This window comes from Mycobacterium sp. GA-0227b, from assembly GCF_001499855.1.
Lineage (GTDB): Bacteria > Actinomycetota > Actinomycetes > Mycobacteriales > Mycobacteriaceae > Mycobacterium.
In genome coordinates this window covers 359,821-385,723 of sequence record NZ_LQIK01000023.1, presented here as the reverse complement: position 1 = coordinate 385,723, position 25,903 = coordinate 359,821, and the positions used below count along the sequence as shown (strand labels likewise).

The window sequence follows — 25,903 nt, the reverse complement described above, 5'->3', positions numbered from 1 at the left end:
CGTGGCCACGCTGACCGACCGCCTCGACTACGTGCTCGGCAGGAAGGCGGCCGATCCGCTCGAGGAGCACTTCGGCATCCGCACGGTGAACGATCTGCTGCGCCACTATCCCCGCAAGTACAGCGACGAGATGACGACCGTCAACGACGACGAGAATCTCGAGGAAGGCGTTCACGTCACCTTCGTCGACGTCATCACGAGAGCCGAACTGAAGTGGACGAATCGAGCGCCCCGGCGCGAGTACCTCGTCGTCACCCTCGGCCGCCGCACGCCGAAGGTGACCGCAACGTTCTTCAACGTCAAATACCTCAAGAGGCAGTTGGTCGAGGGCGCGAAGGTGATGTTGTCCGGCGAGGTCGGCTACTTCAAGGGCACCATGCAGCTGACCCATCCGGCATTCCTCGTCCTACACGAGAGTGGCGCGATGAAGGGGTCGAAGTCGCTCAAGGCCATCGCCGAGGCGTCCGGCGCGACCGGCGACGAATTGCTGGCGGCCTTCGAACGGGACTTCTTTCCGATCTACCCGGCCTGCAAGAAGGTGCAGACCTGGGAGATCTACGCCTGCGTACGCCAGGTGCTCGACGTGTTGGACCCGATTCCCGAGCCGCTGCCGGAATCGTTTCTGCGACAACACGATCTGATCACAGAAGACCGGGCGCTCCGGGCGGTCCACACCGCCGAGAGATCCGCCGAACGCGATGCCGCGATCGCGCGCCTGACCTACGACGAAGCCATCGGTCTGCAATGGGCCCTGACCGATCGACGCCACGGCGAGCTCAGCGAATCCGGTCCGGTCGCGGTCCGCCCCGACGACGGGCTCGTCTGCGCCCTGCACAACCGGTTGCCGTTCGAATTGACCGATGGCCAGAGGGAAGTGCTCGACGTCATTGCATCGGAGCTGGCATCCACCCGGCCGATGAACCGAATGCTGCAGGGCGAGGTCGGTTCGGGTAAGACGATCGTCGCCGTGCTCGCGATGCTGCAGATGGTCGATGCCGGCTATCAGTGTGCGCTGCTTGCGCCGACGGAAGTCCTTGCGGCCCAACATGCGCGGTCCATCCGCGACGTGCTCGGTCCGCTGGGGATGGGCGGACAACTCGGCGGCGCGGACGGCGCCACCCGCGTTGTGCTGCTGACCGGATCGATGACAGCCCAACAGAAACGTGCGGTGCGCGACGAGGTCGCCGGCGGCGACGCGGGCATCGTGATCGGCACGCACGCGCTGTTGCAGGATGCGGTCGAGTTCCACCGCCTCGGCATGGTGGTCGTCGACGAACAGCACCGGTTCGGTGTCGAGCAGCGAGACCGGTTGCGCGCCAAGGCTCCCGAAGATGTGACACCGCATCTGCTGGTGATGACCGCCACGCCGATACCGCGCACCGTAGCGCTCACCTACTACGGCGACCTGGAGACCTCGACGCTGCGCGAGCTGCCGCGAGGCCGCCAGCCGATCACGACCAACACCGTCTTTGCCACCCAGAAGCCCGCATGGCTCGACCGTGCGTGGACCCGCATCGCCGAAGAGGTCAGCTCCGGGCGGCAGGCGTACGTGGTCGCGTCGCGCATCGACGAGAACGACAAGCCCAAAGGCGAGGACGACGACAAGCAGCGCGGCGGCCCGCCCCCGATCACGGTCGTCGAACTCTTCGACCGGCTGAGCAGCAGCGGCCCGCTGGCGGGACTTCGGCTCGGGCTCATGCACGGCAGGCTGCCCTCTGACGAGAAGGACGCGGTGATGGCGGCGTTCCGCTCGGGAGAGATCGACGTGCTGGTGTGCACCACCGTCATCGAGGTCGGCGTCGACGTGCCCAATGCGACCGTGATGGTCGTGATGGACGCCGACCGCTTCGGCATCAGCCAGCTGCACCAGCTGCGCGGGCGAATCGGTCGCGGACAGCATCCCAGCCTGTGCCTGCTCGTCACGAAGCTGCCGGAAGGCTCGAAGGCCGGTGCCCGGTTGAACGCCGTCGCATCGACGTTGGACGGCTTCAAGCTCGCCGACCTGGACCTCTACGAGCGCCAGGAAGGAGATGTGTTGGGATTCAACCAGTCCGGACGGGCGATCACGCTGCGGTTCCTGTCGCTGCTCGAACACCTCGACATCATCCTGGCGGCCCGGGACTTCTGCTCGGCGCTCTATGAGCAGGATCCCGCCAACCCGGGCATGGCTTCACTGGCCGCGCCGTTCGTCGACACCGACCGCGTCGAGTTCTTGGACAAGACTTGAACCGCAAGCATCTACTGTGGCTGACCGCGATCGTTGCGCTCGCTGTCGTCGTTGCCGCCCAGGCCGTCAGGTCGGCGGCGGACCGGACGCACTTCATCGCGCGCGCCGACATTCCGACCGTCGCCCCGGAGGCCGACGTTCTCGCGGGCGTGCCCGTCATACCGATGCGCGTGCGCGGATACGACTACCGCAGAGCCGCTTTCGGAGACAGCTGGACGGACGACAACTCCGCTCCCGGCGGGTACAACGGCTGCGACACCCGCAACGACATTCTCGACCGCGACCTCGACGACAAGACGTTCGTGTCGATCAAACGCTGCCCCGACGCGGTGGCCACCGGCACGCTGCACGACCCGTACACCAACGCCGTGGTCGCCTTCACCCGCGGTGAGAAGACGGGCGCCGATGTGCAGATCGATCACATCGTTCCGCTCGCGCTTGCTTGGGATCTCGGGGCGCGCCACTGGCCAGACGACCTGCGTATCCGGTTCGCGAACGATCCCGCCAATCTGCTGGCGGTGGCCGGAGCGGCCAACCAGGACAAGGGCGATTCCGAACCCGCCGATTGGATGCCGCCCAACGCGGCATTCCACTGTCAGTACGCGATGCAGTTCATCGAAGTGCTGCGCGGGTATGCGCTGCCGGTCGACATGCCGTCGGCCACGGTGCTGCGCCAAGCCGCGGCGACTTGCCCGACCGGCTGAGTCTTCCCGCGGACAGACGCAAATTGCCCTTATCCCAGATGTTTTCGGGGCACTTTGCGACTGCTCGCGCAGAAAAAACTAGGTGCCGGTGTAGGTTTCCGGGTCCGGACGGAATCGGGTGCCCTCGTCGAGGCCGTTGAGCGCGGCCATCTGATCGTCGCTGAGTTCGAAGTCGAACACCTCGAGATTCGAGGCGATCCGCTCCGATGACGACGAGCGGGCGATGACCACGTTGCCCAGTTGCAGGCTCCACCGGATGAGCACCTGCGCGGGGGTCTTGCCGTTCGACTGCGCGACCGTGGTGACGGTCTCGTGGTCGAGCAACCGGCCGACACCCAACGGTCCGTAGGCCTCGGTGACGATCCCGTAGCCCGCGTTGACCTCGCGCAGCTCTGCCTGGTTCAGCAGCGGGTGCAGTTCGATCTGGTTGATGGCGGGGGTGAAGAACGACAAGTCGATGATGTTCGACAGATGCTCGGCGTGGAAGTTGCAGACCCCGATCGACTTCGTGTCGCCGACCTCCTTACGCTTCATCAGCCCGCCCCAGCTGTCGACATACTTGCCGTGCTCGCCGGCCGGCCAGTGGATCAGGTAGAGATCGACATAGTCGAGACCCAGCCGGCCGAGGCTCGCCTTGAGCGCATCCTGGGACGATTGAAAGCCGAGGTCCGGGGTGGCCAGCTTGGTGGTGACGAAGATCTCTTCGCGCGGCACACCGGACGCCTTGATCGCCCGCCCGACCGCTTCCTCGTTGCCGTACGCCGCCGCGGTGTCGATCAGCCGGTAGCCGGCGGCCAACGCCGCCAGCACCGCCTGCTCGGTCTCGGTTTCCGACAGTTCGCCGACGCCCAAGCCGAGAACCGGCATCGCGTTGTCGTCGTTGAGGGTGACGGTCGGAATCGCGCCGGCGTTGGCCTGCGGTTGGGTCATCTCACCTATCCTGTGAACTCGAATGTTCGCGGATCGGGACCCAACCGAGTGCCGTCGCCGAGCGCGGAGATGGACGCCATGTCCTGCTCGCTCAGCTCGAAATCGAACACGTCGAAGTTGCTCACGATTCTCTCGGGGGTCACCGACTTCGGGATGACTATATTGCCGAGCTGCATATGCCACCTAATCAACACCTGTGCCGGCGTCTTACCATGCGCCTCGGCGACCGAGCCGACGGCGTCGTGCGACAGCAGTGAACCCTGTCCGAGCGGACTCCACGCTTCGGTGGCGATGCCCAGCTGTGCGTGCACCTCCCGAAGTTCCTCCTGTTGAAGCAGCGGGTGAAGTTCAATCTGGTTGACGGCGGGGACGATCCCGGTGGCGTCGACCAGCGCCCGCAGGTGTTCGGGCTCGAAGTTGCTCACCCCGATCGACCGGATGCGGCCCTGCTCACGCAGATGTGCGAAGGCCTTGAAGGTTTCGACGAACGCGCCGTTGGCCGGCATCGGCCAGTGGATGAGGTAGAGGTCGAGGTAGTCGAGCTGCAATCGCTCCATGCTCTTGTCGAACGCGGTCAGCGTGCTGTCGTAGCCCTGGTCGGCGTTCCACAGTTTCGTGGTGATGAAGACGTCCTCGCGAGGCAGCCCCGATTTCTCGACGGCCCGGCCGACCTCGCGTTCGTTGCCGTACGCGGCAGCGGTGTCGATGTGCCGGTAGCCGGCGTTGAGGGCGGTCGCGGCGGCGCGTTCGGTGTCCTCCGCCGGGGTCTGCCAAACGCCGAGTCCGACCTGAGGTATCGAATTACCGTCATTCAACGTGATCGATGGAGAAGCCATGACTGAAAGTCTGCCAGCCGAAGGTTCCCGGAGCCCGAGCCGCCGGGAGGCCGTCGTCAATGCCGCGGCCGGTGTCACCCTGCGCGCACTTCCGCACATTCCGCACGCGGTCAAACGCGTGCTGCTCGGCGGCCGCACGGTCACCATCGACGGCAACACGCTCGACACCACACTTGCGCTGATGCTCGCCGGTCAGAAACTCGCCGGCATCGACGGACTGGTGAACGCCGACGACGTCGGCGCGGCCCGGGATCAGTTGGAGGTACTGGCCGCCGGCTTCAAGCAGAGCATCCCCGTCGCCGCGGTGCGTAACATCTCGATCCCAGGGCCGGCCGGACCCATCCGGGCGCGTCACTACCTGCCAGTCGAGGGCCACGGTCCCCTGCTGGTCTTCTTCCATGGCGGCGGCCAGGTCATCGGAAGCATCGACACCCACGACGACCTGTGCCGCGAGATCTGCCGTCGCGGCGGCATGCACGTGCTCTCGGTCGACTATCGCCTGGCGCCAGAGCATCCGGCGCCCGCGGGCACCGACGACGCGTACGCCGCGTTCCGGTGGGCGCACGATCACGCCACCGAGCTGGGCGTCGATCCGGACCGCATCGCCGTCGGCGGCGACAGCGCGGGCGGTAACCAGGCGGCGCTCGTCGCGCACCGCGCCCGCGCCGACGGCCCGCTGCCGGCCGTGCAGCTGCTCCTGTACCCGGTCACTGATTACAGCGCTGAGACGCGGTCGCAGACCCTTTTCGCGAACGGTTACTTCCTGACCAGGGACGACCTCGGGTGGTTTCGCGACAGATATCTCAACGGGGGAATCGCCGCCGACGACCCGCGGGTGTCGCCGCTGCTGGCCGACGACTTGTCCGGGCTGCCGCCCGCACTGGTCATCACCGCCGGGTTCGACCCGCTGCGCGACGAGGGCAGGCAGTACGCCGAAGCGATGCGGGCCGCGGGCGTACCGGTCGACCACCGCGAGTTCGGTTCGTTGGTCCACGGATTCGCCAACTTCTTCCCGTTCGGCGGCGACAGCACCACCGCCGTCGCCGAGGTGATCTCAGCGCTGCGGGCTCATCTGGCCCGCGACTGACAGGCCGTCGCAGCAGCGCCGGTACTCTTACCCCCGTGGCCTCGAAACCGAAGAAGACTCCGCGCTACGACCTGAAGGCAGCCGATCGCAAGCGCAATCTGGCGGTGCAGATCGGCCTGACCGCCGTCGTCGTGGTCTTCGCCGTCGCGCTGGTGGTGTACATCGTGATGACCAAGGGCGACAAACCCGGTGAGGGTGAAGTCAGGGCGGTCCACATCGCGTCGAGCAACGTGATCACCAAGGAGGGCACGTCCGAGCCCAAGGCCGTGATCTCGCTCTACGAGGACTTCCTGTGTCCCGCGTGCGGCAACTTCGAAAAGCAGTTTGGGCCCACGATCAACAAGCTCATCGACAGCGGCGCCGTTGCCGCCGACTACTACATGGTCTCCATCCTCGACCGGGCGGGGCAGGGCTACTCGACACGCGCGGCCAACGCGGCGTACTGCGTGGCCGACGCGGACAAGGAAGCCTTCCGGCGTTTCCATTCCGCGCTGTTCGCCCAGCAGCCGCCCGAGGGCGTCGGCCCGTTCCCCGACAACGCCCGGCTCATCGAAATCGCCCGGCAAGCGGGTGTGACCGGCGAGGTTCCCGAGTGCATCAACAGCGGCCGCTACGAGAAGATGGTCAAGGGCCTTGCCAAAGCCGCCGGCGTCAACTCGACGCCGACGATCCGCATCAACGGCGAGGACTACTCGCCGTCCACCCCTGACGCGTTGATCGCCGAGATCGAGAAGATCGTCGGCGAGGTGCCCGCGCTGGACGCCGGGGCCCCGCCGCCAAACCCCGATCCGACACCGCAGTCGGCGCCGTGACGGTCGCCGCGCCCGGCGCCGTCTCGCCGACCGAGCCCGCGGCTGAGGAGCCGACGGGCCTGCCGGTGGGGCGCCCGAGCGCGGTCTGGATCCTGATCGCGGGTGTGCTGGGGCTCGTCGCGGCGGTCCTGTTGACCGTCGAGAAGATCGAGCTGCTGATCGACCCGGAGTACGTTCCCTCCTGCAGTTTCAACCCGGTGCTGTCCTGCGGTTCGGTGATGATCACGCCGCAGGCCTCGGTGTTCGGCTTCCCCAACTCGCTGATCGGCATCGTCTCGTTCACGATCGTCGTGGTGACCGGCGTGCTGGCGCTGGCGCGCGTCGAGCTGCCGCGCTGGTATTGGGCCGGCCTGGCCACCGGCACGCTGCTGGGCACCGCGTTCGTGCACTGGCTGATCTTCCAGAGTCTGTACCGCATCGGCGCGTTGTGCCCGTACTGCATGGTGGTGTGGGCGGTGACGATCCCGCTGCTGGTCGTCGTCGCCGCCATCGCTCTGCAGCCGCAGCGGGGCAACGCGGTCGTGCGCGGGCTGCACACCTGGCGGTGGTCGCTGGTGGCGTTGTGGTTCACCGGCCTGCTGCTGTTGATCCTCGTGCGCTTCTGGAGCTACTGGTCCACGTTGGTCTAGGGTCCCCGGGCGATACAGTACGTGCGTGAGCGCCCGTGATTTCTAAAGTCCTGGTCGCCAATCGCGGCGAGATCGCGATCCGGGCATTCCGTGCCGCCTATGAGATGGGGATCGACACGGTTGCGGTGTATGCACACGAAGACCGCAACTCCCTGCACCGGCTGAAGGCCGACGAGTCCTATCAGATCGGCGAAACCGGACACCCGGTCCGGGCCTACCTGTCGGTCGACGAGATCATCCGGGTGGCCAAGCATGCCGGCGCCGACGCCGTGTATCCCGGCTACGGCTTCCTGTCGGAGAACCCTGAGCTCGCCGCCGCGTGTGTCGACAGCGGGATCACGTTCATCGGGCCCAGCGCGAAAGTGCTCGAGTTGACCGGCAACAAATCCCGCGCGATCGACGCGGCCCGCGCCGCGGGCCTACCGGTGCTGAACTCGTCGGCACCGTCGGCATCGGCCGATGAGCTGATGGCCGTCGCGTCGAGCCTGGAGTTCCCGTTGTTCGTCAAGGCCGTTTCCGGCGGTGGCGGCCGCGGGATGCGACGCGTCGCCGACCTCGACGCGTTGCCGGATGCGATCGATGCCGCGTCGCGTGAGGCCGAGTCGGCGTTCGGCGACCCGACGCTGTATCTCGAGCAGGCGGTGCTCAACCCCCGCCACATCGAGGTGCAGATCCTGGCCGACACCCACGGCAACGTGATGCACCTCTTCGAACGCGACTGCAGCGTGCAGCGCCGGCACCAGAAGGTCATCGAGATGGCGCCGGCGCCGAACCTGTCCGGAGAACTGCGGCAACGGATTTGCGCCGACGCGGTCACCTTCGCCCGTCAGATCGACTACACCTTCGCGGGCACCGTCGAATTCCTTCTCGACGAGCGCGGTCACTACGTGTTCATCGAGTGCAATCCCCGCATCCAGGTCGAGCACACCGTCACCGAGGAGATCACCGACGTCGACCTGGTGTCGTCGCAGCTGCGCATCGCCGACGGCGAGACGCTCGAGGATCTGGGCCTGGGCCAGGACATGATGACGGCGCCGCGGGGTTTCGCCCTGCAGTGCCGCATCACCACCGAGGATCCGGCCAACGGCTTTCGGCCCGACACCGGCCGCATCACCGGCTATCGCACGCCGGGCGGCGCGGGCATCCGGCTCGACGGCGGCACCCACCTCGGCGCGGAGATCAGCGCCCACTTCGACTCGATGCTGGTCAAACTGACGTGCCGGGGCCGCGACTTCGGTGCGGCGGTGGCACGCTCGCGCCGCGCGCTGGCCGAGTTCCGCATCCGCGGCGTGTCGACGAACATCCCGTTCCTGCAGGCGGTGGTGAACGACGCCGACTTCCGCGCCGGCCGCATCAGCACGTCGTTCATCGACGAACGCCCGTATCTGCTGACCGCACGGACCCCGGCCGACCGCGGCACCAAGATCCTCAACTACCTGGCCGATGTCACGGTGAACCAGCCCCATGGCCCCCGCACCGCGTCGGTGTATCCGCAGGACAAGCTTCCCGAGATCGACCTCGCGGCCGCGGCGCCGGCCGGCAGCAAGCAACTGCTGACCGAACTCGGGCCCGACGGGTTCGCCCGCTGGCTGCGCGACTCCAAGCCGTTGGCTGTCACCGACACGACGTTCCGCGACGCGCACCAGTCGCTGCTGGCCACCCGTCTGCGCACCACCGGCCTGCTGATGGTCGCGCCCTACATCGCGCGGATGACACCGCAGCTGCTGTCGCTCGAATGCTGGGGCGGCGCGACTTACGATGTGGCGCTTCGATTTCTGAAGGAAGACCCGTGGGAACGGCTGGCCGCGCTGCGCGAGGCGGTGCCCAACATCTGCTTGCAGATGCTGTTGCGGGGCCGCAACACCGTCGGCTACACCCCGTATCCGGAGACCGTCACCGACGCGTTCGTCGCCGAGGCGACCGCGACCGGCATCGACATCTACCGGATCTTCGACGCGCTCAACAACGTCGAGTCCATGCGGCCGGCCATCGACGCGGTCCGCGAAACCGGCACGGCGGTGGCCGAAGTCGCGATGAGCTACACCGGCGATCTGTCCGACCCCGGCGAGAATCTCTACACGTTGGACTACTACCTCAAGCTGGCCGAGCAGATCGTCGAGGCCGGCGCCCACGTGCTGGCGATCAAGGACATGGCCGGGCTGCTGCGGCCGCAGGCCGCCCACACGCTGATCACGGCGCTGCGCAGTCGATTCGACCTGCCGGTGCACGTACACACCCATGACACCCCGGGCGGTCAGCTGGCGACATATCTGGCCGCCTGGCAGGCGGGCGCCAGCGCGGTCGACGGGGCGGCGGCGCCGCTGGCGGGCACCACCAGCCAGCCCGCGCTCAGCTCGATCGTCGCCGCCGCCGCGCACACCGAGTACGACACCGGGTTGTCGCTGCAGGCGGTGTGCGACTTGGAGCCGTACTGGGAGGCGTTGCGAAAGGTCTACGCCCCCTTCGATGTTGTGGCCGCCGGCCCTCCGGCCCCGACAGGGCGGGTTTATCACCACGAGATCCCCGGCGGACAGCTGTCGAACCTTCGCCAGCAGGCTATCGCGCTCGGATTCGGTGACCGTTTCGAGGAGATCGAGGCCAACTACGCGGCCGCCGACCGGGTGCTGGGCCGACTGGTGAAGGTGACCCCCTCGTCCAAAGTGGTGGGCGACCTCGCGCTGGCCCTCGTCGGTGCGGGCATCAGCGCCGATGAGTTCGCTTCGGACCCTTCGCGATTCGACATTCCCGAGTCCGTGATCGGATTTCTGCGCGGCGAACTCGGCGAGCCCGCCGGCGGGTGGCCCGAACCGCTGCGGACCAAGGCGCTGGCCGGGCGGGCGCCTGCGAAACCACAACAGGAACTCAGCGAGGAAGACGAAGCGGTGCTCGCCCAAGCCGGCCCGAAACGCCAGGCCGCGCTGAACCGGTTGTTGTTCCCCGGCCCGACAAAGGAACTCGACGCCCACCGCGAACAGTACGGCGACACCTCGAGCCTGTCGGCCAACCAGTTCTTCTACGGGCTGCGCCACGGCGACGAGCACCGCGTCCAGCTGGAACGTGGGGTCGAACTGCTGATAGGGCTCGAAGCGATCTCCGACCCTGACGAACGCGGCATGCGCACCGTGATGTGCATCCTCAACGGGCAGCTGCGGCCGGTGGTGGTGCGCGATCGCAGTGTCGCCAGCGACATCCCGACCGCCGAAAAGGCCGACCGCGCCAATCCCGACCATGTCGCCGCGCCGTTCGCGGGCGTGGTGACCGTCAACGTCGCGGTGGACGACGACGTGGAGGCGGGGCAGACGGTCGCCACCATCGAGGCGATGAAGATGGAGGCCGCGATCACCGCGCCCAAGGCCGGCAAGGTCAGCAGGGTGGCGGTGTCGGAGACGGCACAAGTCGAAGGCGGCGATCTACTGGTGGTGGTCAGCTGACCCGCATCGTCGCCGGGGCCTTCGGCGGTCGACGAATCACGGTGCCGCAGCATCGATCTGGCCGGGGCACCCGGCCCACCACCGACCGGGTCCGCGAATCGTTGTTCAACGTGCTCGCCGCGCGTATCGATCTCGCAGGGGCGGCGGTACTCGATCTGTACGCCGGCTCCGGAGCCCTCGGCCTCGAGGCGTTGTCGAGGGGAGCGGTGTCGGCGGTCTTCGTGGAATCCGACGCCCGGGCCGCCCGCGTCATCGCCGACAACATCGCCACCTTGGGGGCGTCGCGGGCGACCGTGCGACGCGGCACCGTGGCCGCGGTGCTCTCGGCCGGTGCGTCGTCGCCCGTGGACGTGGTCTTCGCCGATCCCCCCTACGACGTCGACGCGGCCGAGGTCGCCGAGGTGCTCGCGGCGTTGGTCGACGGCGGGTGGACCACCGACGGCACCGTCGTCGTCGTCGAGCGTGGGGCAAGCGGACCACCGCTGAACTGGCCGCCGGGGTGGCACGTGTGGCCGTCGCGCAGCTACGGCGACACCCGCCTGGAGCTGGCCCAAGTCAGCGATTGAGCAGCCCTGATACCGTCATCGCTCATGAGCGGCGCGGTATGCCCGGGCTCCTTCGACCCGGTGACCCTGGGTCACATCGACATCTTCGAGCGCGCGGCCGCGCAGTTCGACGAATTGCTGATCGCCGTGCTGGTCAACCCGAATAAGAAGGGCATGTTCACGCTCGACGAGCGCATCGCGATGATCGAGGAGTCCACCGAGCATCTGTCGAACCTGCGCGTCGAGTCCGGCCAGGGGCTCGTCGTCGACTTCGCCCGACAGCGCGGCATGACCGCGATCGTCAAGGGCCTGCGCACCGGCACCGACTTCGAATACGAACTGCAGATGGCGCAGATGAACAAGCACATCGCCGGCGTCGACACATTCTTCGTCGCCACCACACCGCGGTATTCGTTCGTGTCCTCGTCGTTGGCCAAGGAGGTCGCCACGCTGGGCGGCGACGTCTCCGACCTGCTGCCCGCGCCGGTCAACAAGCGACTGCAAGCCAAGCTTCGCCAGGGTTAATTTCCGTCTGCGCCGGGTAGGCGGAAGGTGGCGCACAGCCCATCCGCGCCCACACCAATAGCGAAAACGCAGGAGGTTTCTGCCATGGTCGAAACGTTCGTCCAGAACACCGACGACGTCGTGAAGTTCCTCACCGATCAACACAATCTGATCAAGGACATGTTCGATGAGGTGCTCGGCGCGTCGGACACGAAAGCCCGCGAGAAGGCGTTCACCGATCTTCGTCAACTCCTCGCCGTGCACGAGACCGCCGAGGAGATGGTGGTGCATCCGCGGGCCCGCAAAGAGGTGGCCGACGGAGACTCGATCGTCGACGCACGGCTCAAAGAGGAACACGAGGCCAAGGAGTTCCTGTCGCGGCTGGAGAAGATGGACCTCGGATCGAAGGAGTTCATCGACGAGTTGACGAAGTTCCGCGACGACGTGGTCGAGCACGCCGAGCACGAGGAGCACGAGGAGTTCAACAAGCTGCAGCGCAAGCTCGACGGCGACGACCTCAAACGGATGGCGGGCGCGGTGCGGGCCGCCGAGGCGATCGCGCCGACCCATCCGCACGCCGGCGTGGAGTCGGCCAAGGCCAACTTCGCGGTTGGGCCGTTCGCCTCGATGCTCGACCGCGCCCGAGACCTCATCGGTGCAGCGCTGAAGTAGTCGCCGCGCGCCGGCCTTCCCCGATCGTCGCGTCAACCGCGCGCTTGACATAATGCGCACGAGCAATTCAGCAGGCAGTTGCGGTCTGGGGTAGCGGTGCGACCCGGCCAACCGCGGTGTTTGTCGAGGATGAACGAGGTCCGAAGCGACACACCGACGCGGAAGCCGAGTCACACGGGCAACACCAGGCACACTGGTAACTGTCAACTACGCCTGGAGGGTGTTGCCGTGTACCGAGTTTTCGAGGCGCTCGATGAACTGAGCGCGATTGTGGAAGAAGCGCGCGGCGTGCCGATGACGGCAGGCTGCGTAGTGCCCCGCGGTGATGTCCTCGAGTTGATCGACGACATCAAGGACGCGATTCCCGGTGAGCTCGACGACGCCCAGGATGTCCTCGATGCGCGCGACGGGATGCTTCGCGAGGCCAAGGACCATTCCGACTCGATGGTCTCGACGGCCACGGCGGAGGCGGACTCGGTGCTCAACCACGCCCGCGCGGAGGCCGACCGGCTGCTGGCGGACGCGAAAGCCCAGGCCGACCGCATGGTGGCCGAGGCCCGCCAGCACAGCGAGCGGATGGTCGGGGAGGCCCGCGAGGAAGCCAACCGCATCGCCGCCACCGCCAAACGCGAGTACGAGGCCAGCGCCGGACGCGCCAAGACCGAAGCCGACCGGCTCATCGAGAGCGGCAACCTCGCCTACGAGAAGGCCGTGCAAGAGGGCATCAAAGAGCAACAGCGGCTGGTATCGCAGACCGAGATCGTGCAGACCGCGACGGCCGAGGCGACCCGGCTCATCGACTCGGCACACGCCGAGGCGGACCGGCTGCGCGGAGAGTGCGACATCTACGTCGACAGCAAGCTCGCGGAGTTCGAGGACTTCCTCAACGGCACACTGCGCTCGGTCGGCCGCGGGCGACACCAGCTTCGCACCGCCGCCGGCACGCACGACTACGCGGCGCGCTGAGCGCCGAGGGGTCGCCAAAAATCCTCGCCGTAAACTCGATTGTCATGGCGACGCATGCCAAAGCGGCGGCGCATCGCGCGTCACAATCGCCGCTCGTGATCAACATCTCCCGGCTCGGCCGGCGGCCCGGGGCGATGATGGCCGTCTCCGAGACGGTGCCCGCCCCGGCGCGGATCGGGCTCGACCTGATCGGAATCGAGGAAGGCGCCCCGCTGGCGCTCGACCTGCGGGTCGAGTCGGTATCGGAGGGCGTGCTCGTCAGCGGCACGGTCTCCGCGCCGACGGCGGGCGAGTGCGCACGGTGCCTGACGCCGGTCACCGGTGACGTCGAGATCGATCTGACCGAACTGTTCGCCTACCCCGACAGCGCCACCGACGAGACCACCGAAGCCGACGAGGTCGGTCGCGTGGTCGACGACACCGTCGACCTGGAGCAGCCCATCATCGACGCCGTCGGCTTGGCGCTGCCGTTCGCCCCGCTGTGCGGTCCCGACTGCGCGGGGCTGTGCCCGGACTGCGGCGTGGCGCTGGCCGAAGCCGAACCCGGACACCACCACGAGCGGATCGATCCGCGCTGGGCCAAGCTGGCCGGCATGTTCGACGAGGACACGCGTGACTGAGCGCGCCGCGCTGCTGGCGGCACTGGGCGTCGACCTGCCCGACGAACTGCTCACCATCGCGCTCACCCACCGCAGCTACTCCTATGAGAACGGCGGTCTGCCGACCAACGAGCGACTGGAGTTTCTCGGTGACGCGGTGCTCGGGCTGACCATCACCGAGGAGCTCTACCACCGGCACCCCGACCGGTCGGAGGGCGATCTGGCCAAGCTGCGCGCCAGCATCGTCAACACCCAGGCACTGGCCGACGTGGGGCGTCACCTGACCGAAGGCGGGCTCGGCGCGTACCTGTTGCTCGGCAAGGGAGAGGAAAACTCCGGCGGCGCCGACAAGGCCAGCATCCTGGCCGACGGCGTCGAATCCCTGCTCGGCGCAATCTTTCTCGAGCACGGCATCACCGTCGCGCGGCAGGTCATCCTGCGGCTGTTCGGCGAGTTGTTGGACACGGCGCCGACCCTGGGCGCCGGGCTGGACTGGAAGAGCAGCTTGCAGGAGCTGACCGCCTCGCGCGGGCTGGGCGCACCGAGTTACGTCGTCACCTCCACCGGGCCGGACCACGACAAGGAATTCACCGCGACGGTGGTCGTCACCGACACCGAATACGGCACGGGGGTCGGGCGCACGAAGAAGGAGGCCGAGCTCAAGGCGGCCGCGGCGGCCTGGAACGCACTGACCGCCGCCGAGGTAGATGCCTGAGCTTCCCGAGGTCGAGGTGGTCCGGCGCGGACTGGCCGCGCACGTTGTCGACAAGACGATCACCGCGGTGCGTGTGCACCATCCGCGCGCGGTACGCAGACACGAGGCCGGCCCCGCCGATCTGACCGCGCGGCTGCTGAACTCACGCATCGTCGGCACGGGCCGGCGGGGAAAGTATCTGTGGCTGATTCTGGATGACGATTCGGCGCTGGTGGTGCATCTGGGGATGAGCGGGCAGATGCTGCTGGGCGAGCTGCCGCGGGAGGATCACCTGCGCATCGCCGCACTGCTCGACGACGGCACCGCCTTGAGCTTCGTCGACCAGCGCACGTTCGGCGGCTGGATGCTCAGCGACATGGTCACCGTCGACGGTAGTCAGGTGCCGGTGCCCGTCGCACATCTGGCCCGCGACCCGCTCGATCCGCTGTTCAACCGCGATGGTGTGGTTACGGTGTTGCGGCACAAGCGCTCCGAGATCAAGCGGCAGCTGCTGGATCAGACGGTGGTGTCGGGCATCGGCAACATCTACGCCGACGAGGCGCTGTGGCGCGCCAAGGTCAACGGCGCCCGGCTGGCGTCGTCGCTGACCCGGTCCAAGCTGGCGGAGGTGCTCGACGCGGCCGCCGAGGTGATGCGGGAGGCGCTGGAGCAGGGCGGCACGTCGTTCGATGCGTTGTATGTCAACGTCAACGGCGAATCCGGCTACTTTGACCGGTCGCTGGATGCCTACGGCCGCGAAGGTGAGCCGTGCCGGCGCTGCGGTGCGGTGATGCGGCGGGAGAAGTTCATGAACCGCTCGTCGTTCTACTGCCCACGGTGCCAACCCCGGCCGCGGGCGAGGCGGGCTTAAGCTGCGCGCTGGGCGGCCGGCGTCCGGCGGGCTAGATGTCCCTGTCCACTGGGCGGGCGCGTTCCCGTAGACCACTGCCGTCACACGTATCGACGTTTCGCAGTCGTTTTCGCGCACTTTCCCTGCGAAACGTGGCTCGCTGTGACGTCTGAGGAGTAAGCGCCGACGGGCCGCAGCGGAATTCCCGCCCGTCGAGCGTTGTAGAAATACTGCATGACGGAACTGTGGGTTGAGCGGACGGGCGAGCGCCGCTACACCGGGCGTAGCTCGCGCGGCGCCGAGGTGCTCGTCGGCAGCGAGGACGTCGAGGGCGTCTTCACGCCGGGCGAGCTGATGAAGATCGCGCTGGCAGCATGCAGCGGTATGGCCAGTGACGCGCCGCTGCGCCGCAGGCTCGGCGACGACTACCCCGCGACGATCCGCGTCTCCGGGCCTGCCGACCGCGAGCAGGAGCGGTACCCGCTGCTCGAGGAGCACATGGAGCTCGACCTGTCCGGCTTGTCGGAAGCCGAGGTCGAGCGGGTACTCACCGTGGTCGAGCGCGCGGTCGACCAGGTCTGCACCGTCGGCCGCACGCTCAAATCCGGGACCAAAGTGACCTTTGAGGTTCATGATGCAGGAGTTAGCTGAGGTACGGCTGACGGCGTGGGTGCACGGCCACGTCCAAGGCGTCGGCTTCCGGTGGTGGACGCGGTCGCGCGCACTGGAACTCGGGCTGACCGGTTTCGCGGCCAACAAACCCGACGGCCGGGTGCAAGTGGTCGCCGAGGGTCCACGCCAAGCGTGCCAGCGGCTACTTGACCTGCTGCAAAGCGGTGAGGCGCCGGGTCGGGTCGACAATGTCGTCGCCGACTTCTCAGAACCTCGCGACTCGCTAGAAGGGTTCACCGAGCGGTAGCCCGCGCGGCGGTAGTGTGGCACGTCGTGCACCTCAAGAGTCTGACCCTGAAGGGCTTCAAGTCGTTTGCTTCGCCGACGACTCTGCGCTTCGAGCCAGGCATCACGTGCGTCGTCGGGCCCAATGGTTCGGGCAAGTCGAACGTGGTCGACGCGCTGAGTTGGGTGATGGGCGAACAGGGCGCCAAGACGCTGCGCGGCGGCAAGATGGAAGACGTCATCTTCGCGGGCACGTCGTCGCGGCCGCCGCTGGGCCGCGCGGAGGTCACGGTCACGATCGATAACTCCGACAACTCGCTGCCGATCGAGTACTCCGAGGTCTCGATCACCCGGCGGATGTTCCGCGACGGCGGCAGCGAGTACGAGATCAACGGCAGCGGTTGCCGGTTGATGGATGTCCAGGAACTGTTGTCCGACTCCGGCATCGGCCGCGAGATGCACGTCATCGTCGGCCAGGGCAAGCTCTCGGAGATCCTGGAATCGCGGCCCGAGGACCGGCGGGCGTTCATCGAGGAGGCGGCCGGCGTCCTCAAGCACCGCAAGCGCAAGGAGAAGGCGGTCCGCAAGCTCGATGCGATGTCGGCCAACCTGAATCGGCTGACGGACCTGACCACCGAGCTGCGCCGTCAACTCAAGCCGCTCGGGCGGCAGGCCGAGATGGCCCGGCGCGCCCAGACGATTCAGGCTGATTTGCGTGACGCCCGCCTGCGGCTGGCCGCCGACGATCTCGTCACGCGCCGTGCCGAATTCGAGAACACCAACCAGGCCGAGACCACGCTGCGCCGCGAGCATGACGAGATCGCGACGCTGTTGGAGGCCAAGACCGCGGAGCTGGCCGCCCACGAAGCGGCGGTCGCCGGCCTCAGCGAACGCGCGGACGCCGCACAGCAGAGCTGGTTCTCGCTGTCGGCGCTCGCCGAACGCGTCAGTGCCACAGTGCGTATCGCCAGCGAGCGGGCACAGCACCTCGAAATCGAGCCCGAGGCGTCGACCGGCCCCGATCCCGATGCGCTGGAAGCCCAGGCAGACGAGATCGCAGCGCAGGAACGGCAACTGCTTGACGAGCTGACCGAATCGCGCGCGAAGCTCGAGGGCGCCCGTGCCGAGCTGGCCGAGCGTGAGCGCGTCGCCGCCGAAGCCGAACGGGCGCACCTGGCCGCGGCCCGCGCCGAAGCCGACCGCCGCGAGGGCCTGGCCCGGCTGGCCGGTCAGGTCGACACCATGCGCACCCGCGTGGAGTCCATCGACGAAACCGTCGCTCGCCTCACCGGCAGCATCGACGAGGCCGCCGCCCGGGCCCAGCAGGCCCAGGCCGAGTTCGAGACCGTGCAAAGCCGCGTCGGCGAACTCGACGCCGGCGAAGTCGGTCTGGACGAACACCACGACCGCACGGTGACCGCGCTGCGGCTGGCCGACGAACGCGTCGCCGAACTGCAGGCCGCCGAGCGCGGCGCAGAACGTCAGGTCGCCTCGCTGCGCGCTCGTATCGAAGCCCTTTCCGTCGGTCTGGATCGCAAGGACGGGGCGGCCTGGCTGCAGCAAAATCGCGGTGGCGCAGGGCTTCTGGGTTCGATCGCCAACCTGGTGAAGGTGCGCAACGGCTACGAGGCGGCCGTCGCGGCGGTGCTCGGTGCCGCCGCAGACGCGGTCGCCGCCGAAAGCCCCGGGGCCGCCCGCGCTGCGGTCGCGGCGCTCAAGGAGTCCGACGGTGGGCGGGCGGCGATCGTGCTCGGCGATTGGCCGGAACACGCAGCGCCGCAAGCTGAATCGTTGCCCGCAGGCGCCGTGTGGGCGGTGGAGCTGGTCGAAGCGCCGCCGCGACTGCGGGGCGCGATCCGGGCGATGCTCTCAGACGTGGTGGTCGTGTCGGAGCTGACCGCCGCGCTGGACCTGGTCGCCTCGCGGCCGAAGCTGCGGGCCGTCACCACCGATGGCGACCTGGTGGGGGCGGGCTGGGTCAGCGGCGGGTCGGACCGCAAACCCAGCACGCTCGAGATCGCCTCGGAGGTCGAGAAGGCCCGCACCGAGCTGGCCGAAGCCGAGAGGCAGGTCGGCGAGTTGATGGCGGCCCTGTCCGGCGCGCTGACCGAACAGGCCAGCCGTCAGGACGCCGCGGAGCAGGCGCTCGCCGCGCTCAACGAATCCGACGCCGCCATCTCGGCGATCTACGAGCAGCTGGGTCGACTCGGCCAGGAGGCCCGCGCCGCCGACGACGAATGGCAACGGCTGATCCAGCAGCGAGACGAGTTGGAGGCCAACCGATCCCGCACCGTCGAGGAGCTCGCCGGGCTCGAGCAGCGTCTGCACAACGCCCAGCAGGAGCCGACGTTCGAAGCCGAGCCCGTCAACCGGCAAGAGACGATGGCTGCCGCCGAGACGGCCCGCGGCGCCGAGGTGGAGGCCCGGTTGGCGCTGCGCACCGCCGAGGAGCGCGCGAATGCCGTTCGCGGAAGGGCGGATTCGCTGCGCCGGGCGGCGGCCGCCGAGCGTGAGGCGAGGCTGCGCGCCCTTCGTGCCCGCGAATCGCGTCAGCATGCAGCGGCGGTGGCCGCCGCGGTTGCGGACTCGGGCCGCCTTGTCGCACAACGGTTGAGCGCCGTGGTGGCGGTGGCGTCACGCGCTCGCGACGAGGTTGCCGCCGAACGCCAGCACCGCACCGCGGCGCTGGCCAAGACGCGCGACGCGGTCAACGAGCTCACCACCAAGGTCAACGGTCTGACCGAGGCACTGCACAAGGACGAAGTCGCCAAAGCGCAAGCGGCAATGCGTATCGAGCAGCTCGAGGAACAGATCCTCGAACAGTTCGGCATGGCGACCGATGATCTGGTCGCCGAGTACGGCCCGGAGGTGCCGCTGCCGCCCACGGAACTGGAGATGGCCGAATTCGAGCAGGCGCGCGAGCGCGGGGAGCAGGTCACCACGCCTGCGCCGATGCCGTTCGACCGCGCGACGCAGGAACGACGCGCCAAGAAGGCCGAACGCGAGCTCAACGAGCTGGGCCGGGTCAACCCCCTCGCGCTCGAGGAGTTCGCCGCGCTCGAGGAGCGCTACAACTTCCTGTCCACCCAACTCGAGGACGTCAAGGGCGCGCGCAAGGATCTGCTCGATGTCATCGATGACGTCGACGCACGCATCCTGCAGGTGTTCACCGAGGCGTACGCCGACGTCGAACGCGAGTTCCGTGGGGTGTTCTCCGCGCTGTTCCCCGGTGGGGAGGGCAGGCTGTTGCTGACCGACCCCAACGACATGCTCACCACCGGCATCGAGGTCGAGGCCCGTCCGCCGGGCAAGAAGATCAAGCGACTGTCGCTGCTGTCGGGCGGGGAGAAGTCGTTGACCGCGGTCGCGATGCTCGTCGCGATCTTCCGCGCCAGGCCCTCGCCGTTCTACGTGATGGACGAGGTCGAGGCGGCGCTCGACGACGTGAACCTGCGCCGGCTGATCAGCCTGTTCGAGCAACTGCGTGAGCGCTCCCAGCTGATCGTCATCACGCATCAGAAGCCGACGATGGAAGTCGCCGACGCCTTGTACGGGGTGACCATGCGCGACGACGGCATCACCGCGGTGATCAGCCAGCGGATGCGTGGTCAGGAATTGGTCGCGGCCACCAATTAGGCGACTTGCGCACATCGAGGAGCGCTGAGCGCTCCTGAACGCGCACAAATCGCATGCACCGGGGGCGTCGACGCCGAGTCACCTTGAGACAATGGCGCGGTGACAGATGCCGCCTGGATGGGTTTGTGGATCGCGATTGCGGTCATCGCCGTACTGCTGATCGCCGCGCTGGTCGTTGGCCTGGTGCGATACCGCCGCCGCCGGATCAGCTTGTCGAAGGCCGACACGGCCCCCGAAATCGACCGCTCCGGGGGCTATACGGCGTCGTCGGGCATCACGTTCACCCAGTCGGCACCGGCCAGGCCGGCCGAGCGGATCGACACCACTGGCCTGCCCGCGGTCGGTGATGACGCCACGATCCCGCGGGACTCGCCGAAGCGCCCGATCGCGGACGTCCAGCTGCCCGAGGCGCCGGTCGAGAAGCCTCTCGAGAAGCCCGCTGCGGCTCCGACCGCGCCCGCCCCCGACAGCGCACCCCCCGCTCCGGCCCTCGACGAGATCGCGCCGACGGAAGGCCGGCTCGAGCGGCTGCGTGGCCGCCTGGCCAAGTCGCACAACACACTCGGCCGCAGCATGTTGGGCTTGCTCGGCGGTGGTGACCTCGACGAGGCGTCCTGGGAAGAGGTCGAGGACACGTTGCTGATCGCCGATCTCGGGCCGGTCGTGACGGAGTCGGTGGTGTCGTCGCTGCGCGCCCGGATGGCCAGCAGCAACGTGCGCAGCGAGGCCGATGCCCGCGCCGTGCTGCGTGATGTCCTGATCGCCGAACTGCGGCCCGACCTGGACCGGTCGATCAAGGCGCTGCCCCATGCGGACAAACCGTCGGTGTTGCTGGTCGTCGGGGTCAACGGCACCGGCAAGACCACCACCGTCGGCAAGCTGGCCCGCGTGCTGGTCGCCGACGGGCGCCGCGTGGTGCTCGGCGCGGCCGACACCTTCCGGGCCGCCGCGGCCGATCAGTTGCAGTCCTGGGCGTCGCGGGTGGGCGCACACGTGGTGCGTGGCGCGGAGGGCGCGGATCCCGCATCGGTGGCTTTCGACGCGGTCGACAAGGGCGTCGAGGACGGCGCCGACGTCATCGTCATCGACACGGCCGGGCGGCTGCACACCAAGACCGGCCTGATGGACGAACTGGGCAAGGTCAAGCGGGTGGTCAGCCGCCGCGCCGAGGTCGACGAGGTACTTCTGGTGCTCGACGCCACGATCGGCCAGAACGGTCTGCCGCAGGCCAGGGTGTTCGCTGAAGTCGTCGACATCACCGGCGTCGTGCTGACGAAACTCGACGGCACGGCCAAGGGCGGAATCGTCTTTCGGGTGCAGCAGGAACTGGGAGTACCGGTGAAACTCGTTGGGCTCGGGGAAGGGGCCGACGATCTCGCGCCGTTCGAGCCGGCGGCCTTCGTCGACGCGCTCCTCGGGTAAGCGTTTGCACTCGCCAAGGACCTCGGCAGACACCGTTTTTGCTGGCGGCCGCTCGCAGAAACACGAGCGTAACGCTTCTCGCGTGCGCGTTCACTTACTGGAAACCGAACAGAATCACCGGTGAAACGCGGGCCGAAGAGTCTCTTCGGGAGGCCGATCCGATCGGCGCACTTCCCGAGGAGGTTCACACAAAGTGGTTTCAGCCTTACCCCTGGCTCTTCCCGATGATGCGTTCGCGCCGTTCGGCCCGGAAGGGTTGAGCGCGGGCGACACCGCGTGGGTACTGATGGCCGCGGCGCTAGTCCTGTTCATGACACCCGGTCTGGCGTTCTTCTACGGTGGCCTCTCCCGGCAGAAGTCGGTGCTGAACATGATGATGATGTCGTTCGGCACCCTCGGCGTCGTCAGCGTCATCTACGTGTTGTGGGGGTACTCGATGTCGTTTGCATCGGGGCACACCGGTACCGACGACATCCTCGGCGTATTCGACAACCCGTTCGCGCTGTTCGGGTTGAGTCCACTTCTGGAAACCAAGGAGGTCGGCGAGACCACTCTCTACGTACTCGGCGGGTTCGGCACGGTCCCCGCGATCGTCTGGGCCGGCTTCCAACTCACCTTCGCGGTGATCACCGTCGCACTGATCAGCGGCGCGGTGGCCGAGCGGATGAAGTTCGGGACCTGGCTGGTGTTCGGCGGAATCTGGGTCACCCTGGTGTATTTCCCACTTGCCCATATGGTTTGGGGCGGTGGCCTGATGTCGTCGTCCGGGAGCGGCATCGCGGCCAAGCTGTTCGGGGTGAACGAAGAAGGTTTGGCGAACGTCGCTCCGATCGACTTCGCCGGCGGCACCGTGGTCCACATCAACGCCGGCATGGCCGCACTGGTGCTCGCGCTGCTGCTGGGCAAGCGGACCGGGTTCGGCAGGATGGCCTATCGGCCGCACAACATTCCGTTCGTGATGCTCGGCGCTGCCATCCTGTGGTTCGGCTGGTTCGGCTTCAACGTGGGATCCGAAGGCGCGGCCGACATGATCGCCGGCCAGGTCTGGGTCAACACCACTGCGGCAACCGCCGCGGCGATGCTCGGCTGGTTGCTCGTGGAGCGGATCCGGGACGGTCACGCGACTAGTGTCGGCGCGGCGTCGGGCATTGTCGCCGGCCTCGTGGCGATCACCCCGGCCTGCGGTGCGCTGTCGCCGATCGGGTCGCTGATGTTGGGCGTCATCGCCGGTGTGTTGTCCGCCCTCGCAGTGGGCCTGAAGTACAAGTTCGGCTACGACGATTCGCTCGACGTGGTCGGTGTGCACCTGGTAGCGGGCCTGTGGGGCACGGTCGGCATCGGCTTCTTGGCGCTGGACACCGGCCTGTTCTACGGCGGTGGCATCCGCCAGCTCGTCGTGCAGGTGGTGATCGCCTCGGTGGCCGTGATCTTCACTGGCATCATGACGGCGATCATTGCCTTTATCGTTAAGCCGTTGGGCTGGCGCGTTACCGCGGAAGACGAGGACACCGGCATCGATGAGACCGAACATGCCGAAACCGCTTACGAGCTCGTCTGATCGGCAACAATTTCCTCGGAAGGGATCGACTACATGAAGCTGATTACTGCGATTGTCAAGCCGTTCACGCTCGAAGACGTCAAGACCGGGCTCGAGCAGACGGGGATCCTCGGGATGACCGTCAGCGAGGTCCAGGGATACGGCCGGCAGAAAGGGCACACCGAGGTCTACCGCGGCGCCGAGTACTCCGTGGATTTCGTGCCGAAGGTGCGCGTCGAGGTGGTCGTCGAAGACTCCGCTGTCGACAAAGTGGTCGATGTCATCGTCCAGGCCGCACGGACGGGGAAGATCGGCGACGGCAAGGTGTGGGTGAGTCCTGTCGACACCGTCGTGCGGGTGCGAACCGGCGAACGCGGAGCCGACGCCCTTTGAGCCGCTTGAAGAACTGAGAGTTCATCTCCCGACCGATGACACCATGAGCAGTTCTCGACAGGGCGGGAGAAACCGAGATGACTGAGCAGAAACCCGATCCCCGATGGGTGGCGCCGGCGGCGGGCTCGTCTCGGCCAGCGACGGACCTCGCCGCTGCGAGCAAGCAGTTGCTGGCAGGCACTGCCCGCCAACTGAATTCGGCAGCTTTGCGGCAGGCACTGCAGGATCTGTACGAGTTTTGGCTCACCACGAAGGCCGCCGAGGTCGGCATCACACCCACCAGCGGCTTCGCCATCGTCGCGACCGGTGGACTCGGCCGGGGCGAATTCGTGCCGTACTCCGACCTCGACCTGACGCTGTTGCACGACAACATGCCGCCCGACTTGGTCGGGCAGGTAGCAGAGCTGTTGTGGTACCCGTTGTGGGACGCCAACATTCGTCTCGATCACAGTGTGCGGACGGTACCCGAGGCGTTGAAGGTGGGCGGCGATGACATCTCGGCGGGCCTGGCAATGCTGGAAGCGCGGCACATCGCGGGCGATGCGGACCTGTCGGCATTGCTGATCGCGGGCGCCCGTCGGCAGTGGCGCACCGGAATCGTCTCGCGCTTCGACGAACTCGTCGAACACACCCGGGCGCGCTGGCAACGCAGCGGTGAGATCGCGCACCGTGCCGAGCCGGATCTCAAGTGTGGCCGCGGCGGTCTGCGCGACGTGCAACTGCTCAACGCGCTGGCGATCGCGCAGCTGACCGACGTCTACCCCAATCGGACCTCCGCCTCGCCGCTCGGAACGCTGGGGGAGGCCCACCTGGCGTTGCTCAACGTGCGGACCGAGCTGCACAGGGTCGCCGGGCGCGGGCGAGACCTGCTGCTGGCCCAGCATGCCGACGAGATCGGCGCCGCACTACACATCGGGGACCGCTTCGATCTGGCCCGCACGCTCTCCGATGCCGCGCGCACCATCAGCTTCTACGTCGACGCCGGTGTCCGCACCGCGGCGAACGCGCTGCCCCGCCGCGGATTCGCGTCGCTGCGCCGCCCCACCCGCCGCCCCCTCGACGAGGGCGTCATCGAGTTCGGCGGCGAGGTGATCCTCGCGCGCGACGCCCGACCCGAACGCGACCCCGGCCTGATCCTGCGGGTGGCCGCCGCCTCGGCGACCACCGGGCTGCCCATGGCCGCATCCACGCTGGCCCGGCTTGCCGAGGCGGCGCCCGAGCTCCGCACGCCCTGGCCGCGGCAGGCTCTGAAGGACCTGCTGGTGATGCTCGCAGCGGGGCCGTCGGCGGTCGCCACGATCGAGGCGCTGGACCGCACCGGTCTGTGGGGCCGGCTGTTCCCGGAGTGGGGCGCGGTCCGCGACCTTCCGCCGCGTGACGTCGTGCACATCTGGACCGTCGACCGGCACCTCGTCGAAACAGTCTCGCGCGCAAGCGCTTTCACCACGCGCGTGTCTCGACCCGACCTGTTGATGCTGGGCGCGCTGTGCCACGACATCGGTAAGGGACGCGGCGGCGATCACAGCGTCATCGGCGCCGAGTTGGCGACCCAGATCGGCACCCGACTGGGCCTGTGGCCCTCGGACGTCGAGGTGTTGTCCAAGGTCGTGCGCCATCATCTCCTGTTGCCGCACACCGCGACACGGCGCGACCTGCAAGACCCCAACACGATCGCAGCGGTGGTCGCCGATCTCGACGGCGACGCCGTGCTGCTGGAATTGCTGCATGTGCTCGCCGAAGCGGATTCACTGGCGACAGGCCCCGGCGTCTGGGGCGACTGGAAGGCGTCGCTGATCGGCGACTTGGTCCACCGGTGCAAGATGGTGATGGCCGGCGAGCCGCTGCCCGAACCGGATCCCATTGACCCGCGGTATCTTTCACTGGCGGCCGAGGTTGGGGTGCATGTCGAGTTGACGCCGGCGGACAGCCCGCACATCTACAACGTCACGATCATCGCGCCGGACAGACGGGGGCTGCTGTCGAAGGCCGCCGGGGTGCTGGCGCTGAATTCGCTGCGGGTGCACTCGGCGTCGGTCAACGGCCACCAGGGCTCGGCGATCAACACGTTCGTCGTCTCACCGCATTTCGGATCACCACCCGCCGGCGAGCTGTTGCGTCAGCAGTTCATCCTCGCCCTCGACGGCGAACTCGACGTGCTCGAGTCACTCGACCGCCGCGATCGCGACGCCGCGCAACACGGCACCACCCGTGCCGGTGAGGTGTTGGCAGCGGTGCCGATCAATCATGTCACCGCTCCACCGCGCATCCTGTGGTCGGAGGGCGCTAACCCGGGCGAGCTGATCGTGCAGATCCGCAGCACCGACCGCACCGGTCTGCTGGCGAGGCTCACCGCGGTGTTCGAGCGCGATGGCGTCGACATCGCCTGGGCGAAGGTGACCACGCTGGGCTCCTCGGTGGTGGATGTGTTCGGTATCACCGCCGGCGCGGCCGTTCGCGACGACATCGAGCGTGACCTGTACGCGGTGCTGCCCGCGCCGCCGCCCGCCAAGGCGGTCTCCGAGGCCAGTTAGG

General features: G+C 67.8%; 22 protein-coding genes. 20 read left to right on the top strand and 2 right to left on the bottom strand.

The window, feature by feature from the left end; genetic code table 11:
- Window position 1 precedes the first annotated feature (1 nt).
- Complete coding sequence (recG, locus tag AU185_RS15385) at window positions 2-2,227, top strand: ATP-dependent DNA helicase RecG (RefSeq protein WP_059099620.1); 2,226 nt, start codon at window positions 2-4, stop codon at window positions 2,225-2,227.
- Complete coding sequence (locus AU185_RS15380) at window positions 2,224-2,931, top strand: HNH endonuclease family protein (RefSeq protein WP_059099621.1); 708 nt, start codon at window positions 2,224-2,226, stop codon at window positions 2,929-2,931. The genes recG and AU185_RS15380 overlap by 4 nt, the downstream gene beginning before the upstream one ends.
- A gap of 78 nt (window positions 2,932-3,009) precedes the next feature.
- Here AU185_RS15380 and AU185_RS15375 read toward each other — a convergent pair whose 3' ends face one another.
- A complete protein-coding gene (locus tag AU185_RS15375; protein WP_059099622.1) occupies window positions 3,010-3,861 on the bottom strand; it encodes an aldo/keto reductase in 852 nt (283 codons plus the stop codon).
- Between the two features lie 5 nt (window positions 3,862-3,866).
- Window positions 3,867-4,697 carry an aldo/keto reductase gene (locus tag AU185_RS15370; protein ID WP_059099623.1) on the bottom strand — a complete coding sequence of 277 codons (831 nt, stop codon included), beginning with the start codon at window positions 4,695-4,697 and terminating at the stop codon, window positions 3,867-3,869.
- Between AU185_RS15370 and AU185_RS15365 the strand changes: the two genes are divergently transcribed.
- From AU185_RS15365 to AU185_RS15280, 18 genes are all read left to right on the top strand, one after another.
- A complete protein-coding gene (locus AU185_RS15365; protein WP_059099624.1) occupies window positions 4,696-5,784 on the top strand; it encodes an alpha/beta hydrolase in 1,089 nt (362 codons plus the stop codon). The genes AU185_RS15370 and AU185_RS15365 overlap by 2 nt on opposite strands.
- A gap of 35 nt (window positions 5,785-5,819) precedes the next feature.
- Complete coding sequence (locus AU185_RS15360) at window positions 5,820-6,596, top strand: DsbA family protein (RefSeq protein WP_059099625.1); 777 nt, start codon at window positions 5,820-5,822, stop codon at window positions 6,594-6,596.
- Window positions 6,593-7,225: a vitamin K epoxide reductase family protein gene (locus tag AU185_RS15355; RefSeq protein WP_059099626.1), complete on the top strand. Its 633-nt coding sequence runs from the start codon at window positions 6,593-6,595 to the stop codon at window positions 7,223-7,225. Before AU185_RS15360 ends, AU185_RS15355 begins: the two co-directional genes overlap by 4 nt.
- Before the next feature lie 35 nt (window positions 7,226-7,260).
- Window positions 7,261-10,656: a pyruvate carboxylase gene (locus AU185_RS15350; protein ID WP_059099627.1), complete on the top strand. Its 3,396-nt coding sequence runs from the start codon at window positions 7,261-7,263 to the stop codon at window positions 10,654-10,656.
- Window positions 10,653-11,222, top strand: coding sequence for a 16S rRNA (guanine(966)-N(2))-methyltransferase RsmD (rsmD, locus tag AU185_RS15345; RefSeq protein WP_082683917.1), 570 nt, complete (start codon window positions 10,653-10,655; stop codon window positions 11,220-11,222). Before AU185_RS15350 ends, rsmD begins: the two co-directional genes overlap by 4 nt.
- A gap of 24 nt (window positions 11,223-11,246) precedes the next feature.
- Window positions 11,247-11,726 carry a pantetheine-phosphate adenylyltransferase gene (gene coaD / locus AU185_RS15340; protein ID WP_059099629.1) on the top strand — a complete coding sequence of 160 codons (480 nt, stop codon included), beginning with the start codon at window positions 11,247-11,249 and terminating at the stop codon, window positions 11,724-11,726.
- An 84-nt stretch (window positions 11,727-11,810) separates the two neighbouring features.
- Window positions 11,811-12,377: a hemerythrin domain-containing protein gene (locus AU185_RS15335; RefSeq protein ID WP_059099630.1), complete on the top strand. Its 567-nt coding sequence runs from the start codon at window positions 11,811-11,813 to the stop codon at window positions 12,375-12,377.
- Window positions 12,378-12,605: 228 nt separating this feature from the next.
- Entirely contained in the window at window positions 12,606-13,343 is a 738-nt protein-coding gene (gene sepIVA, locus AU185_RS15330; RefSeq protein ID WP_059099631.1) for a cell division protein SepIVA, read from the top strand.
- A gap of 44 nt (window positions 13,344-13,387) precedes the next feature.
- Entirely contained in the window at window positions 13,388-13,963 is a 576-nt protein-coding gene (locus AU185_RS15325; protein ID WP_059099632.1) for a YceD family protein, read from the top strand.
- Window positions 13,956-14,657, top strand: a complete 702-nt coding sequence (gene rnc, locus AU185_RS15320) for a ribonuclease III (protein ID WP_059099633.1) — start codon at window positions 13,956-13,958, stop codon at window positions 14,655-14,657. The genes AU185_RS15325 and rnc overlap by 8 nt, the downstream gene beginning before the upstream one ends.
- Window positions 14,650-15,507, top strand: coding sequence for a DNA-formamidopyrimidine glycosylase (mutM, locus tag AU185_RS15315; RefSeq protein WP_059099634.1), 858 nt, complete (start codon window positions 14,650-14,652; stop codon window positions 15,505-15,507). Before rnc ends, mutM begins: the two co-directional genes overlap by 8 nt.
- A gap of 213 nt (window positions 15,508-15,720) precedes the next feature.
- On the top strand, window positions 15,721-16,137 hold the full coding sequence (locus AU185_RS15310) for an OsmC family protein (RefSeq protein WP_059099635.1): 417 nt from the start codon (window positions 15,721-15,723) through the stop codon (window positions 16,135-16,137).
- Window positions 16,121-16,405: an acylphosphatase gene (locus tag AU185_RS15305; RefSeq protein WP_059100099.1), complete on the top strand. Its 285-nt coding sequence runs from the start codon at window positions 16,121-16,123 to the stop codon at window positions 16,403-16,405. The genes AU185_RS15310 and AU185_RS15305 overlap by 17 nt, the downstream gene beginning before the upstream one ends.
- A gap of 26 nt (window positions 16,406-16,431) precedes the next feature.
- Complete coding sequence (gene smc, locus AU185_RS15300) at window positions 16,432-20,019, top strand: chromosome segregation protein SMC (protein WP_172800391.1); 3,588 nt, start codon at window positions 16,432-16,434, stop codon at window positions 20,017-20,019.
- A 117-nt stretch (window positions 20,020-20,136) separates the two neighbouring features.
- Window positions 20,137-21,441: a signal recognition particle-docking protein FtsY gene (ftsY, locus tag AU185_RS15295; RefSeq protein WP_059100100.1), complete on the top strand. Its 1,305-nt coding sequence runs from the start codon at window positions 20,137-20,139 to the stop codon at window positions 21,439-21,441.
- Between the two features lie 193 nt (window positions 21,442-21,634).
- Complete coding sequence (locus tag AU185_RS15290) at window positions 21,635-22,999, top strand: ammonium transporter (protein ID WP_059099637.1); 1,365 nt, start codon at window positions 21,635-21,637, stop codon at window positions 22,997-22,999.
- A 33-nt stretch (window positions 23,000-23,032) separates the two neighbouring features.
- Window positions 23,033-23,371 carry a P-II family nitrogen regulator gene (locus AU185_RS15285; protein ID WP_018600748.1) on the top strand — a complete coding sequence of 113 codons (339 nt, stop codon included), beginning with the start codon at window positions 23,033-23,035 and terminating at the stop codon, window positions 23,369-23,371.
- Between the two features lie 77 nt (window positions 23,372-23,448).
- Window positions 23,449-25,902, top strand: a complete 2,454-nt coding sequence (locus AU185_RS15280; RefSeq protein ID WP_059099638.1) for a [protein-PII] uridylyltransferase — start codon at window positions 23,449-23,451, stop codon at window positions 25,900-25,902.
- Window position 25,903 lies beyond the last annotated feature (1 nt).

What these genes read in the sequence shown, in the direction of transcription:
- AU185_RS15370 (WP_059099623.1), bottom strand. Translation starts at nt 4,697, where the DNA reads ATGGCTTCTCCATCGATCACGTTGAATGACGGTAATTCGATACCTCAG.
- AU185_RS15285 (WP_018600748.1), top strand. Translation starts at nt 23,033, where the DNA reads ATGAAGCTGATTACTGCGATTGTCAAGCCGTTCACGCTCGAAGACGTC.
- AU185_RS15375 (WP_059099622.1), bottom strand. Translation starts at nt 3,861, where the DNA reads ATGACCCAACCGCAGGCCAACGCCGGCGCGATTCCGACCGTCACCCTC.
- AU185_RS15325 (WP_059099632.1), top strand. Translation starts at nt 13,388, where the DNA reads ATGGCGACGCATGCCAAAGCGGCGGCGCATCGCGCGTCACAATCGCCG.
- AU185_RS15335 (WP_059099630.1), top strand. Translation starts at nt 11,811, where the DNA reads ATGGTCGAAACGTTCGTCCAGAACACCGACGACGTCGTGAAGTTCCTC.
- coaD (WP_059099629.1), top strand. Translation starts at nt 11,247, where the DNA reads ATGAGCGGCGCGGTATGCCCGGGCTCCTTCGACCCGGTGACCCTGGGT.
- AU185_RS15305 (WP_059100099.1), top strand. Translation starts at nt 16,121, where the DNA reads ATGCAGGAGTTAGCTGAGGTACGGCTGACGGCGTGGGTGCACGGCCAC.
- mutM (WP_059099634.1), top strand. Translation starts at nt 14,650, where the DNA reads ATGCCTGAGCTTCCCGAGGTCGAGGTGGTCCGGCGCGGACTGGCCGCG.
- AU185_RS15280 (WP_059099638.1), top strand. Translation starts at nt 23,449, where the DNA reads ATGACTGAGCAGAAACCCGATCCCCGATGGGTGGCGCCGGCGGCGGGC.
- ftsY (WP_059100100.1), top strand. Translation starts at nt 20,137, where the DNA reads ATGGGTTTGTGGATCGCGATTGCGGTCATCGCCGTACTGCTGATCGCC.
- AU185_RS15310 (WP_059099635.1), top strand. Translation starts at nt 15,721, where the DNA reads ATGACGGAACTGTGGGTTGAGCGGACGGGCGAGCGCCGCTACACCGGG.
- AU185_RS15365 (WP_059099624.1), top strand. Translation starts at nt 4,696, where the DNA reads ATGACTGAAAGTCTGCCAGCCGAAGGTTCCCGGAGCCCGAGCCGCCGG.